Below are 13,981 nucleotides of genomic sequence, written 5' to 3'. Positions count from 1 at the left end.
ACCAACTTTTGTTGCTACATTAATAGACTTACTATATTTGGCTTGCCTCATGTCGCTATATCAGCTCAAGTCTCAGTTTCAAGATCAGCTGCGCCCAATAAGTGATGCGTTGGTCGAGCAAAAGGTGACAGCAAATCAAGTGACGGTGTCAGCTGTATTATTGAGCCTTGGTACGGCCTATATGATTGCCAAACCCGCAACTGAGCAGCAGGCATTATGGTTGCTGTTACCTTCATCACTGTTTGTGCGTATGGCGCTCAATGCTATCGATGGCATGATGGCGCGTGAGCATGGGCAAGCCTCAAGGCTTGGTGCAGTGCTTAATGAAGTGGGTGATATCGTGGCTGATACGGCGCTTATCGCAAGTTTAGATCCGCATGTTGCTAATGGCAACTTACAAGCGTCGGCAGTCAATTTACCAAACCGTATATCAATCCATCAGCGTCATATTGTCGGTCTGATTGCGCTTAGTATAAGCACTGAGTTACTAGGTATCACCAGTAATACGATGTTAGACATTAGAGCAAACCAAGGACCTCTAGGCAAAAGCGATCGTGCTTTTTTACTGGGTTTGCTTGGCACTTTTATGGCGACTAAAGCGCCGACCGCGCTATCGCATATCAAAGTGGGTCCGCTATTGATACTGACAGAGGCGCTGCTACTAAAAACCTGCTTGAATCGCCTGCGTTATATGGCAGATTTATACGTGATGCGTAAACCACCCGCGCTTCGCTCAAATTACTCAGAAACTCTTGAGTCAATACCAGACGCATCGTATCAATCAGTTTTTCTTCTTGGTTGCCAAGAGAATGTTGGTCAACCCAATACGCTATTTTTCGATGCTGTTTCATCAAATTATTCTTTATTAAGCTATCCTCTATCAAATTTTTCTTCATTAAATGTCCCTTTATCAAATTCTGCTATTAAAACTTCCTTTTTGGAGCCTAAGACAATGCCAACCACCCCTCTCGATAGTCATGAAAAAGTGGAGCAGGTTAGCGATACGCTCAATTTATCGTCTTCCAAATTGATAAGCGGTGAAAGTTGCTATAACGCTTACGATGGCACGGCGATTTATTACCGCTATTGGCTAACGATGCCTTTAGAGGGTATCAAACAAGCCAGTCAGCCTTTGCGTCAAGTCATTCTGTTACATCGTGGTCACGAGCATTCGGGACGACTAGCAGAACTTGGAGAGCAGTTTGCTATGGCAGGTTATCAAGTATTTGCTTGGGATGCGCGTGGTAATGGGCGCTCAGGTGGTATCAAGGATCATGCCGAAAGTGTCACCGAGCTTGAGCGCGATTTAGACGGTTTTGTACAATTGGTTATCGGGCAAACGGGCATTGCTATCGAGGATACCTTAATCGTCGCCAGTAGTATCGGTGCGGTACTCGCCGCAGCATGGGTACATGATTACGCCCCAAATATTCGTGGCATGATATTGGGTACGCCTGCATTGAGTATTCGCTTGTACATGCCATTTGCGATACCGTCGCTAAAGGTGGCTCGCGCGCTTGGACTGATGTCACGCGTGAGCAGTTACGTCAAAGCGCAAGTATTGACTCATGATAAAGACGCGCAGCAAGCTTACAATGCCGATCCACTGATTTCTAATAGCATTTCAACTGATCTGCTTATCGATACTCATGCAACCGGTCAACGCTTGCTCGATGATGCTAGCGCTATTACTGTACCGACGTTTGTATTATGTGCAGGTAAAGATTACGTGGTCGACAAGCAGGCAGAGCGCGATTTTTATGAGGCAATTAATACGACTGATAAACGCTGGCAATTATATCCAGACAGCTATCATGCAATCTTTCATGAGACCAATAAAGCGGATGTCTTCGCCGATTGTATTAATTTCGCTGAGCAAGTATTCAGTAAGGACACTGAAGCGCCTGATTTGAGCTTGGCGCATATGAATAGTGCCAGTAAAGATAAGGTTGACCGTTTAGCGATTAAACCCTTTAACCCAAGCTTTGCCATTACTCGATTTGCCATGCAAAAATTTGGTCATGTCAGCGACGCGATTGCCACAGGACTGGAGCATGGCTTTGATTCGGGGCATTCGCTCGATCACGTTTATTATAATCAACCGAGTGGGCAGAATAAATTTGGTCAGGCGGTTGATAAGTTTTACTTGAGCAATATTGGTTGGCAAGGAATTCGTATTCGCCGCGAGCATATATTAGAACTCGCATGCGAGGCTCTGGCATATATTGAAGACAAAAACCAGAGCAGTACTAAACCATACCAACCAAAACTACTCGATATCGCTAGTGGACATGGCTTTTACGCCTTTGATTTATTGAAAGAGTTTATCAAATTGCACGCTGAGCTACGCGATTATGAGCAGCATAATATCCAAGCGTTACAGGCAAAGGCGGAGCAATTAGAGATTGCTGATCGTGTGATGACTTGTCAAAAAGATGCGTTTGACCCTGCCAGTTATCCTAATATGCAGAAGAGAAATGCCAATGCTAAAAGTCTTGATGATAAAAAATTCGATATTGCTATCGCCTCTGGCGTGTTTGAATTGTTTTCTGACAATACGCTACCAACGACGGCATTGGCAGGCATTTATGCAAGTTTAAAATCTGGTGGTTATGTACTTTATACCAATCAGCCTTGGCATCCTGAGCAGGAATTCATTAGTAAAACCTTAAACAATCATCGCGGTAGCAGTTGGGTGATGCGCTGTCGCTCGCAAGCGGAAATGGATCAATTGGTTGAAAATGCTGGCTTTAAGAAAGTCGCTATGCGTATCGATCGTTTTGGTATCTTTACCGTGTCATTGGCAATTAAAATCACCTCAACCAATCATGAATAATACGCATGCCAAGCCCTATGAGCGTGTGCAACTTTTTTCAGGGGGCGGTTCACGTTTTGGCTATTATTTGGGCAGTTATGCGGCATTGGTTGCCCATGATTTGAAGCCAGATATCATCGTCGGCACTTGCGGTGGCAGTCTGTCGGCTTATTTGGTCAATCTAGCGCCTGACCCCAAGGATTTGCAGGAGCTCATGTGCAGTCGTGAGTTGTATCGTGTCATTACGGCAATCAGACATGTTGCGCCAGCCGAAGCCAATAGGCGATTAAAGATACGTTATATGATGCAGGCACTTAAACGTTGGCGGTTATCACGGCAGGTTTCTAACCGCCAAAAACAGCAAGAAGCAGATAACTATGAGCGACTATTAGATGAGTTGCAGCAGTTAGCGATGTTTCGAGTCGATAACGAAGGACAATGGCTTGAAGAGTTGTCCCATTTTTCTCCTAATCACAATAATCTATATAACCCTACCGCGCCAGAGATAGCCATTATCGCTAGCCGAATCTATCAAGCACCCAATCAAACGCTTAATCAAATGCCTACTGCTGATAGTTCTGTTTATGATGAGTTTAAGCTGCAAGAGTTGTTATTTGCACCACCGCGTTTGGCCGCATCAGAGCACTTTGAGCAAATGCTTAACTCACCTGCACATACGTTTGCTGATGGGCGTATCCATCAGTCAGTAAATGTTGTAAAGCAGTGGGCGTTTGATTCAGCGGTTCGTGCTTCTATGGCAGATATGTATTATCTACCGCCAACGCATATTGAAACGCTTGGTTGGTGCTTGGGCGGAGTGATTAATCTGACACCGATTGAGCTGGCGTGTCAACTGGGACAAACGGTATTTGCAGAGACCAAGGCAGGTTATGATTCATGGCTGGCGGCACCAGCGATTCAGCGCGTTTTTGGTTTTGACCCCAATGAGCGTTTGGCACAAGTGCATGGTTATGAGTCAGCAGAAATACTGTCGCTCGCTGATTCTACTGCAATCAAGCATCGAGTGAATCAGCTCCATTGGTTGCCCTTTGCAGATAATGGTCAGCAGTTGGCAGGACAGCATGTACAAAAGCGTTTTAATATCAGACAAATGACCGTTGAACTTATTCACAGTGACTATGATGGCTTTGTGCAGCAAATGCAGGCGCAATGGCAATATGGCTATCAGCGTACGACTGACTATATACAGCAGCATGGTCTATGAACCTGCAAATGAAAAATATCACACAGTCTACTTCAGTGCATAAGCCATCGCATCTTATCGTTTTTGGCGGTACGAGTGGACTTGGCTTGGCGTTGGCGCTGCATCATCAAGCGCTTGGCTGGCAAGTGAGCGTGGTTGGTCATAGCGTAGAGAAGATAGCCCATATTAATAGTCAGCATCCTGACATTGTTACTCACTGCTGTGATTTAACCGATAGGGCGCAAACACAAACGTTGTTAGAGAGTTGGTCTGATATCAATTTTCAAAGATTGATTTATAGCGCTGGTAGTTACACTAACGAGCGTGTCCATCGTCTCAATCAAGCGGACAGCGATAAAATGCTCGCGATTAATTTTCAAGCCTTTGAGCAGGTTTTTAGGTGGGCAAGCGAGCAGTTAAAGCAACAAAGATATTCATCAGATTTCAACGAAAATAACAGACTAAGCTTGATTTGTATCGCGTCTATCGCCGGTACTATGGATTATCCTTATGCCAGCCTTTACGCCAAAAGCAAACGTGCCATGATTGCGACTGCCAGCGCTTATCGAGCGGCACTTGCGCCGTATCATATTCAAGTCAACTGCATCGCCTCAGGTTATATCGATACTCAAGCATTACGCGATTTGAATGACGGCGATGCCAGTCATAAGCCATTCATAATGAATACGCAAACGGCGGTGAAGCATGTTATGCAAGCCATTGATAAAAATATTGAGCTGGCCATATTTCCATGCTCCATGCGCTATATTACTCGGGCGCTCAATCATTTGCCTAAGCCTGTGCTTAACTGGATATTACGCAGTAAATTGGATAAAACGACTTGATAACAGCTTACCCAAGCAGCCAATAAAACAAGGTAAATAGCGGCACGCCAATGAGTAAGCTATCTACTCTGTCTAATACGCCGCCATGTCCGGCGAGCATCGTACCGGTGTCTTTTACCCCATGCTGACGTTTAAAGGCGGATTCTAATAAATCTCCAGCGATACCACTGACCGCTAAGCCGTAAGCGGCTAATAAGCAAATCCACCAGTTAAAAGGCGTGAGCCAAATGCCTAATAGCGTTGCCAATATCGCCGCTAGCATACTGCCGAAAAGAGCGCCTTCGATACTCTTATTGGGGCTAATAGTTGGGGCAAGACCACGCTTAAACAGTTTGTGACCAAGCAATCTTCCGCATAAATACTGGGCAATATCATTAAATTGACTGGCGAATAACACAAAAAATAAAACGCCATACTGCTCGCGCTGCCAGATTAATTGTTGTAAGGCAATGAGGCTGACAATCAGTGTGATAAAAGCAGAGCTAAAGATTAGGTCTAACAGATTTAGACGTGTATAAGCTTGAGTAGAATGGGAAGAGGTTTGGCTAAAAGGCACTATTTTGGGTTGTAAACCGCGCGCTTGCAGTTTCTCAATCAGCACAGCTTTGTTGCGCAGACACCATAAGCGTTTAATCTCGTAGCAGCCACGCAGACCAATCAAGATGAAAAAAGCGATGAGCAGCCATTGGTAGGGGTAGGTAGGAGGTTGTGAGGGTTGGCTATTATCCGTTACCTTAGCGATAACATAACAAAGGCAAAGCGTCGCTAACATGAGCCACCATGATCGGGCGATCAAATAAATTTTCGGTAAGTGCTGACGTAAGCGAGGTAGGGCAAGCATGCCCCACGTCACACTGACGACCATCATAAGTCCGATCACAAATAGCGTATCAGCAGCCATGTTTTTAGCACTTTGAGTTCAATAGAAAACGGTGAATTACCATTTTGTCATGGCTAAAGTGGCAGCCTCCAATTGCTGTTAGATGTTAGCAATTGTATTTACTACTCTAGCCTCTGTGTCATCGATTATAGGCTGAAGCAGCCAATCAATGCCACCCTCTTTGCTGCTTGTTTTGTCATCATCTTTTAGCTTCGATAAGGGCGCAATCACACTGGTTTGAGGTGTGGATGCCAAATGCGGATAGTCTTGACGATAGTGACCACCGCGACTCTCATAACGCTGATAAGCTGACTGAATAACCAACGTGGCTAATTGTAATTGTCGTGCTAATTGAAATAGTGTCAGCTCATCAGCAGTGATAGTGCCATCTAAAGTACTGATACTGGACTGATTTAACCTAGTTTTTTCAAGCCACTGTTGCCATTGCTGTATCTGTATCAGTATTTGCTCTAATGATTCGGCATTGCGAGTGATACCCATATAGGAGGTCATTAAAACTTTTAATTCTGTGACTATTTTGCCAGCATAATCGTGGGTAACGATATCAGTGTCATCACAATGAGATAAATTAAATAGAATGGTAGGAGAAGAAGGAAGCTTAATAGCTTGAATGTCTTTGAGCGTTGGTGCTGTCCAGATGGCAGTTGCTGATAAATGTAAATTATCATAAACGTCAACGGTATCTAGATTGTCCAATGCTTTTAAATATCGCGGTAAGTCAGCAGCGATATTGCGCCCAACCACCACGCATTCCAAAAGCGAATTACTCGCCAAGCGATTCGCACCATGCAAACCTGTATAGGCAACTTCGCCAGCTGCATAAAGCCCTGTCACATCGGTTACACCATTGGCGTCAGTAACCACGCCACCGCAACTATAATGCGCAGTCGGGGCAACGGGGATAGGTTCCCTAGTCATATCAATGCCGAGGTTGAATAATGTTTGATAAATCTGTGGAAAATGCTCTCGTAAAAATTGCTCTGGCAAATGACTAACATCTAAATGTACGTAGCCAAGACCATTATTACTGATCTGCTCAGCGATGGCGCGAGCGACGATATCGCGTGGTGCCAATTCTGCCCGCTCATCAATTTCCAACATAAAGCGCGCACCGGTTTGCGGACAGGTCAGCCGCCCACCTTCACCGCGTAGTGCTTCCGATATTAAAAAACTACTGTCTGCTACTGCTAAGCCCGTCGGATGAAATTGGATAAATTCTAAATTTGCTAAGCGGCAGCCTGCTTGCCATGCCATCATCACACCATCGCCGACACAGACGTTGGGTGCACTGGCACGCTTAAATAATTGACCCATGCCACCACTAGCCAGTACGACTGTGCGACTATAAAAAGTCAGTTGTCGTTGATTATTATGATCAAAAACTTGCGCCCCTTGGCATTGCTTATTTGGATTGGCACTGTCTGTTAAAAGGCTCAGCGCTTCATGATAAGGCAAAATAGTGATATTGGCAGCGTTTTGCGCCTTTATAGTCAAGGCTTCCATAATATGCCGACCAGTGGCATCATCGGCATGTGCAACTCGCCGACAGCCATGACCGCCTTCTTTGGTTAAATGTAAGTCAGCAGTTTGTAGTTCAGTCTGTAGTTTGGTGACAGGTTTTGCATTATCTTCTTGCGTTATTTGGGTAAAAGGCACGCCTTGCTCACATAGCCATTGGACGGCCTGTTGCCCGGCACTTAAAATGCTGCTGGTATTGTCAGCTTCGCATAACCCTGCGCCAGCGATTAGGGTATCGGCGATATGGTCAGCGACAGAGTCCTCTTTATCCAAGCTTGCCGCGATACCACCTTGGGCATAATGACTGGAACAGACTTCCAAGGCGGCTTTGCTCAATACAGTAATGTTTAGCGATTTTGGTAATGCTAGAGCCGTGCTTAAGCCTGCTAATCCCGCGCCAATGATAAGTACGTCATTTTGTACCATAGCAGCAGGGCTATCGAGACCTAATGATTCCGCTGTCAATGCCGCGCTCATATTAGGCAGCTCCGACATTGGCAAATAACTCACGGTCTTTGACAATATCGCCGCTCGCTGCTACACGCTGTTTTTGTGATTCGGCAAAATCAAGCATGCGTTGCAAGGGTTTTCTAGCCGCGACTGCCAGCTCAGGTGTCATCAAAACTTCACCGCTGCGCTGCGTTAAGCACTGTTTAATACCTTTTAGACCATTCATTGCCATCCATGGGCAAAAGGCACAGCTCTTACAACTGGCGCTTTCACCTGCAGTAGGTGCAGCTAAGAAACGCTTATGTGGTGAGCGCTTTTGCATCTCATGCAAGATGCCCAAATCGGTAGCGACGATAAAGGTATCAGCATCCATCTCATAAGTCGATTGCAGCAGCTTACTGGTCGAGCCGACCACATCGGCGAGCGCTACCACGCTATCAGGGGATTCAGGATGTACCAACACTTTGGCGTTTGGATGATCCTCTTTTAATTGCATTAGCTCGGTCGCTTTAAACTCGTTATGTACGAGGCACGAGCCTTGCCAAAGCAGCATATCTGCGCCAGTCTCAGCAGCAATATATTTACCTAAATGGCGATCAGGCCCCCAAATAATTTTTTCACCATTAGCATGCAAATGGCGAATGATGTCTATGCCAACCGATGAGGTCACTACCCAATCGGCACGGGCTTTGACGGCGGCGCTAGTATTGGCATAAACGACAACCGTACGCTCAGGGTGAGCATCACAAAATGCGGAAAAATCGTCAGTAGGGCAGCCCAAATCAAGCGAGCATTCCGCTTCCAAGTCTGGCATCAGTACTGTTTTTTCCATACTTAAAATTTTCGCCGACTCACCCATAAAGCGGACGCCAGCGACCACTAATGTCTGGGCGCTATGCGCTTGCCCAAAGCGTGCCATCTCCAGCGAATCACCCACACAACCACCCGTTGCTAATGCCAAATCCTGAATAAAGGGGTCAACATAATAATGGGCGACCAATACCGCATCATGCGCTTTTAATAGCCGTTTGATGTTTTCCTCGACCATGAGACGTTCAGTACGCGGCAAGTCTGCTGGCATTTTAGCTTTGGCATATTCAATATTCATTTGTATTGCAATGCGATTGTCATTACTCATGATGGGCGCGTCGTAAGGATAAGTTTTCATAGATGCAAACCTTTTAGGCAGTAACGACAAGCAATATGCCGCTAAAAATAAGTCAATTAATATCGCTGGCTAGTCAGATGTTTTAATTATGCTCATTTTGAGCATAAATACAAGTACTTTTTATATATTTATGATTTATACAGACTCATTTTATATAATTACAACCACAAGCTATGATAATCGTTGATTCAAGCTATACTGAGCAAATGGTCAACAGCTTAGAAGTTGAGCTTTATTTAATAATTAAAATAAAAGGTAATCACTAAAGTCATGACGTTGTCTTATTCACACGCGCATCAGCAAGGTAGTGGCACCACAGAAGTCGTGGCCGTGCTAGTCGCCATTACTGAGCATACCGCTCGGGTCTTAACCGTTGATCAAGGAAAGCTGTTACCCAATGGTCCATTGATGCCGTTGCATCGCTCATTGCAAGCGGGTGTGCGCCAATGGGTTGAGGAGCAAACACAGCAACCACTTGGTTATTTGGAGCAGCTCTATACCTTTGTCGATACCAATAGGCGCAATGTTGATGGTCACGCATTGGTCTACGTGAGCTATTTGGGACTGGTGCAAGAGACACAAACGCCGCAGCTACAAAGCCAAGCATTGTGGCGTGATTGGTATGATTACTTTCCTTGGGAAAATCATTTGGATGGCATACCTAGCATCATTATGAATAATATTGTGCCAGCATTATTGAGCTGGGCAGATAGCGCTAAAGATTCAGGCATTCAGCAGCGCCGCCGTCAGCGTATTGGTTTATGTTGGGGTGTAAGTGAAGCGCTCTTAGTGGGTGATATGCCCACAAGTGAAAATGCGGATAATGAATACACAGCATACGATCATTATGAAAATAGAGAGTGGGTCGCTGAGCATGTGTTACTGCGCTATGAGATGCTGTATGAAGCGGGACTGATACCGGAAGCACCAAACTATCCACCCAGCTATTCAATGAATCATCAAAGCGTTCATCAAAGTGCTCACCAACCGAGCCATCAAAATAAGCTACCTGAAAACTGGTCACAGCTCATTGGGGTGCCAATGTATTATGATCATCGCCGAGTGATTGCAACGGCTATTTCACGGCTGCGTGCCAAAATTGAGTACCGACCGCTTATTTTTGGCTTGATGCCAGATGTATTTACCTTGTCACAATTACAACAAAGCGTAGAAGCGCTCTCAGGAATGCGCTTGCACAAGCAAAATTTCCGTCGTTTGCTAGATTCACAAAAACTTGTGATGGAGACAGGGCAGAGTAGTAGTGCCCAACGTGGTCGCCCTGCCAAGCTTTATCGATTTCGTCATGATATTGAACTACAAAGCTTATTGATGGATAGTAAGTTGCCTAAGCGTAAATAGGAGTCAATATACTACCTTGCCATCTTTATTTTGATGATTATAAAAACCTGTAGGCTGCACAAAATGATGACGGTTCCTTGCGAGGCTGTTAGCTTTACGCTATATTTATGCTCATTTTGAGTTTAATTGCATTAGCATATATGAACGCCACGTTTATTTAAGGGTTAAAGATGACAGTTAAAAAAGAACCAGCATTGGATGACGTATTGCTTAGACCTTTGGTTGAAGCTGCGCTAACTGAGGATTTGGGCAGACGCGGAGATGTCACATCACAAGCCACCATTCCAGCCGATATGCAAGCGAAGTTAGAGATTAAAGCGCGGCAAGCAGGCGTGATATGTGGTATGGATTTGGCACGTTTATCGTTTGCGATGGTTGATCCTCAGATTGAGTTTGTGGCTCAAGTTGCTGATGGTAAATGGGTTGACGCGGGTACAGTCTTGGCTAGTGTGTGTGGTAATGCGCGCCATTTACTGACAGCAGAACGTACCGCGCTCAACTTTATGACCCACTTGAGTGGCATTGCGACAGATACCAGAAAAATTGTAGATAGTGTGGCAGAGTATCCTGCGCAAATTACTTGTACACGTAAGACCATTCCAGGCTTGCGCATTGTACAAAAGTACGCGGTACGCTGCGGTGGCGGGCGCAACCATCGTTTGGGACTGGATGATGCTATTTTAATCAAAGACAATCATATTGCCATTGCTGGTGATATAAAGACTGCGATTAAACAAGCCCAAGATTTTGCTGGGCATTTAATTCCCATCGAAGTAGAAGTCGATACTTTAGCGCAATTAGCGCAGGCATTAGACGCTGGCGTGAGCTTGGTGCTATTAGATAATATGTCCCCTGAAATACTAGTGCAGGCAGTAACGATGTGTAAAGGTCGCGCTAGAACAGAAGCTTCAGGTGGTATTACTCCTGAAACGGTGCAAGCAGCAGCAAAAACGGGTGTTGATTTTATTGCCATGGGTTATTTGACGCACAGTACCACGGCATTAGATATCGGTCTTGATTTTAGCGCATAATTTTCAATATGGCTGTCTTTACCTGCCTGTCTTCACATACCTGTTTTAGCGATTAAGCTTTATGAGATTATTTACCCGCCAAATGGTGGCTGATAGGTCAATGTTGAGCCTCTATTTTCGTTGATAGTCTGCTGCCAGAAAGGTAAGCAAAGTTAATGATTTAATTAGCTTATCTGCCTATGATACAATATAAGCTACAAAGTTATTGTTAACCATCTATTGGGTCATCGTTGCACTCGCACGATGACCTTATCTTTTTGCCCGATTTGACTAATAGACAAGCGAGCGCTCAGTGAATACTGAAATCATCAAGATAATCTTAGCCTTTATGGTACTGATTAATCCCTTTAGCGCTTTGACGTTATTTTTGGATTTGACCCGTGGTTATTCGATGAGTAATCGACGCAAAGTGGCGCGTGTTGCTTGTTTGACGATTTTTATCACTATTAGTTTCTTTACGGTAGCAGGCGAGACATTGCTAAAGGCACTTGGTATTTCTATCGGCTCGTTTCAGCTGGCAGGTGGTATCTTGGTGTTTTTGATTGCTCTTAATATGATGAATGGCGACGGTAATCCCGTGAAGCCCGATCAAGAAAACTTCGATGTTGACCATGTACAAGACGCGCCGCCCACCATGGCAGCAGCGGTTGTGCCTATCGCTATTCCAATGATGATTGGACCAGGTGGTATCTCGACGGTGATTATTTATTCTTCACAAGTCTCTGGTATTTTGCAAGTATCTGCCATATTGATTGCTGGTTTATTTATCAGTCTGTTTTGTTATCTAGCACTGATGGCGGCAGGTCGTATCAGTCGCTTGCTGGGTGATACTGGATTGAACATCATGAGCCGAATTATGGGGATGTTATTGGCGGCAGTTTCTATCGAAATTATCGTTAATGGCTTACGCACTTTATTTCCTGATTTAGTGTAATGACGCTGCTACGTTATGTTTGTCCGTCAATTTTTTGATTTACTCCTCAATGAGCGTGTTGAGTATTCAACCCTAGCACTGACAGTGCTGATTTATGAATGTTTAATACGTCCTAATGAAAGAAAAGTACGTGCTAACCCATATCAAATTTAAAAATCAAAAATTCGGTTAGAAGTCCTTTTTTGAGAATAGTCATGTCTTAAGCTATGGCCAATTAATCACCAAAAGTATTCGAAAAAAACACCATTCATAAAAATATGTTACAGTGGACAGACAACTATTATCATAGGAGTTAGTCTTGAGTAATAAAAGAATTGCTATTTTAGGTGCAGGTCCAAGTGGTTTAGCACAATTACGCGCTTTCGAAGCGGCTCGATTGGCTGGTGCAACAGACTTACCTGAGATAGTTTGTTATGAAAAGCAAAACGCTATTGGTGGTATGTGGAACTATAGCTGGCGCACAGGATTAGACAGAAATGGTGAGCCTGTTCACGGTAGTATGTACCGTTATTTGTGGTCCAATGGTCCCAAAGAGTGCTTAGAATTTGCTGATTATTCGTTTGATGAGCATTTTGGTGAAGCGATCCCCTCGTACCCACCGCGTGAAGTCCTAAAAGATTACATTATGGGGCGTATCGATAAACAAGATATCCAAAAATACATCCGCTTTGAATGCCCAGTACGTTGGGTGTCATTCGATGATGAGACGCAAAAATTCACCGTGACGGTGATGAATCATAAAACCAATGAGCAAGAAGTGGAAGAATTTGATTATGTCGTGGTAGCGACGGGTCATTTTTCCACGCCAAACATGCCTTACTTTGAAGGGTTAGAAGCTTTCCCCGGTCGCATTCTGCACGCGCATGATTTTCGTGACGCCTTAGAGTTCAAAGACGAAGATATTTTGCTCATCGGCAGTAGTTATTCAGCCGAAGACATTGGCACGCAGTGCTATAAGTATGGCACCAAATCAGTCACTATCAGCTATCGTACGCAAGCACTCGGCTATGATTGGCCAGAGGGCATCAAAGAAGTGCCTTTGGTCACCCATTTTGAAGAAGATGTGGCGCATTTTGCCGATGGTAGCAGCCAAAAATTTGATGCCATTATTATGTGTACCGGTTATCTGTTTCATTTCCCCTTTATGCCCGATGAGTTACGTCTGCAAACGCATAACTGCTTATATCCAGCCAACTTGTACAAAGGGATTTTCTGGCAGCCAAACCCAAAGCTCATTTATTTAGGTATGCAGGATCAGTATTTCACCTTTAATATGTTTGACGCTCAAGCATGGTATGCACGTGATGTGATGATGGGCGATATCGAGTTACCTGAATTGGTACACCGTGAAGCAGATGAGAAAAAGTGGTTGGCAACTTACGCGAAGTGCGTGACGGTCAGCGATTCAATCGACTTTCAAGCCGCTTATATTCGTGATTTAACCAACGCGACCGATTATCCAGAATTTGCAGTTGAAAAACAGGGTGAAATCTTAAAAGAATGGCAAAAAGACAAAGCCGATAATATCATGACCTTTAGAGAAAAGGCGTATCGCTCTACGTTAACAGGCACGCTATCGCCTGAGTTGCCCGAGCCTTGGTTGGACGTCCTTGATGACTCGCTTGAGCATTTTTTGAACTTAACCTTCGTTAAGCCTAAAAAGCGTAAAAAAGTATCGTAAATAGTAAAAGTGTCAGATTCCAAAAAGCCAAACGCATTTATACAATGTGTTTGGCTTTTTTTATTCTTATATTCA

10 protein-coding genes are annotated in these 13,981 nt (G+C 44.5%); 7 read left to right on the top strand and 3 right to left on the bottom strand.

The genetic code is table 11. From position 1 onward, the window contains the following. Positions 1 to 49 precede the first annotated feature (49 nt). From JFC08_RS06175 to JFC08_RS06165, 3 genes are read left to right on the top strand one after another with little or no spacing between them, the layout of a single operon-like run. On the top strand, positions 50 to 2,836 hold the full coding sequence (locus tag JFC08_RS06175; protein ID WP_198330110.1) for an alpha/beta fold hydrolase: 2,787 nt from the start codon (positions 50 to 52) through the stop codon (positions 2,834 to 2,836). Next, positions 2,829 to 4,040 carry a patatin-like phospholipase family protein gene (locus JFC08_RS06170; RefSeq protein ID WP_198330109.1) on the top strand — a complete coding sequence of 404 codons (1,212 nt, stop codon included), beginning with the start codon at positions 2,829 to 2,831 and terminating at the stop codon, positions 4,038 to 4,040. The genes JFC08_RS06175 and JFC08_RS06170 overlap by 8 nt, the downstream gene beginning before the upstream one ends. A gap of 8 nt (positions 4,041 to 4,048) precedes the next feature. Next, positions 4,049 to 4,864, top strand: a complete 816-nt coding sequence (locus JFC08_RS06165; protein WP_198330108.1) for an SDR family NAD(P)-dependent oxidoreductase — start codon at positions 4,049 to 4,051, stop codon at positions 4,862 to 4,864. Between the two features lie 7 nt (positions 4,865 to 4,871). On the opposite strand, the gene JFC08_RS06160 is transcribed toward JFC08_RS06165, so the two are convergent. From JFC08_RS06160 to nadA, 3 genes are all read right to left on the bottom strand, one after another. Next, positions 4,872 to 5,765 carry a phosphatidate cytidylyltransferase gene (locus JFC08_RS06160; protein WP_198330107.1) on the bottom strand — a complete coding sequence of 298 codons (894 nt, stop codon included), beginning with the start codon at positions 5,763 to 5,765 and terminating at the stop codon, positions 4,872 to 4,874. A 78-nt stretch (positions 5,766 to 5,843) separates the two neighbouring features. Next, a complete protein-coding gene (gene nadB / locus JFC08_RS06155) occupies positions 5,844 to 7,760 on the bottom strand; it encodes an L-aspartate oxidase (protein WP_198330106.1) in 1,917 nt (638 codons plus the stop codon). Position 7,761: 1 nt separating this feature from the next. Continuing rightward, positions 7,762 to 8,901: a quinolinate synthase NadA gene (gene nadA, locus JFC08_RS06150; protein ID WP_198330105.1), complete on the bottom strand. Its 1,140-nt coding sequence runs from the start codon at positions 8,899 to 8,901 to the stop codon at positions 7,762 to 7,764. Positions 8,902 to 9,171: 270 nt separating this feature from the next. Between nadA and JFC08_RS13765 the strand changes: the two genes are divergently transcribed. From JFC08_RS13765 to JFC08_RS06130, 4 genes are all read left to right on the top strand, one after another. Next, positions 9,172 to 10,260, top strand: coding sequence for an NUDIX hydrolase (locus tag JFC08_RS13765; protein WP_227697675.1), 1,089 nt, complete (start codon positions 9,172 to 9,174; stop codon positions 10,258 to 10,260). 170 nt (positions 10,261 to 10,430) lie between these two features. Continuing rightward, complete coding sequence (gene nadC / locus JFC08_RS06140; protein WP_198330104.1) at positions 10,431 to 11,291, top strand: carboxylating nicotinate-nucleotide diphosphorylase; 861 nt, start codon at positions 10,431 to 10,433, stop codon at positions 11,289 to 11,291. Positions 11,292 to 11,583: 292 nt separating this feature from the next. Further along, on the top strand, positions 11,584 to 12,225 hold the full coding sequence (locus JFC08_RS06135; RefSeq protein ID WP_198330103.1) for a MarC family protein: 642 nt from the start codon (positions 11,584 to 11,586) through the stop codon (positions 12,223 to 12,225). 298 nt (positions 12,226 to 12,523) lie between these two features. Further along, positions 12,524 to 13,906, top strand: coding sequence for an NAD(P)-binding domain-containing protein (locus JFC08_RS06130; protein WP_198330102.1), 1,383 nt, complete (start codon positions 12,524 to 12,526; stop codon positions 13,904 to 13,906). Positions 13,907 to 13,981 lie beyond the last annotated feature (75 nt).

The sequence above is a fragment of the Psychrobacter cibarius genome, from assembly GCF_016107535.1.
Taxonomy (GTDB): domain Bacteria; phylum Pseudomonadota; class Gammaproteobacteria; order Pseudomonadales; family Moraxellaceae; genus Psychrobacter; species Psychrobacter cibarius.
This window is presented reverse-complemented; position numbering and strand designations above follow the sequence as displayed.

Coding starts and splice junctions, on each gene's coding strand:
- JFC08_RS06175 (WP_198330110.1), top strand. CDS start 50: ATGTCGCTATATCAGCTCAAGTCTCAGTTTCAAGATCAGCTGCGCCCA.
- JFC08_RS06170 (WP_198330109.1), top strand. CDS start 2,829: ATGAATAATACGCATGCCAAGCCCTATGAGCGTGTGCAACTTTTTTCA.
- JFC08_RS06165 (WP_198330108.1), top strand. CDS start 4,049: ATGAAAAATATCACACAGTCTACTTCAGTGCATAAGCCATCGCATCTT.
- JFC08_RS06160 (WP_198330107.1), bottom strand. CDS start 5,765: ATGGCTGCTGATACGCTATTTGTGATCGGACTTATGATGGTCGTCAGT.
- nadB (WP_198330106.1), bottom strand. CDS start 7,760: ATGAGCGCGGCATTGACAGCGGAATCATTAGGTCTCGATAGCCCTGCT.
- nadA (WP_198330105.1), bottom strand. CDS start 8,901: ATGAAAACTTATCCTTACGACGCGCCCATCATGAGTAATGACAATCGC.
- JFC08_RS13765 (WP_227697675.1), top strand. CDS start 9,172: ATGACGTTGTCTTATTCACACGCGCATCAGCAAGGTAGTGGCACCACA.
- nadC (WP_198330104.1), top strand. CDS start 10,431: ATGACAGTTAAAAAAGAACCAGCATTGGATGACGTATTGCTTAGACCT.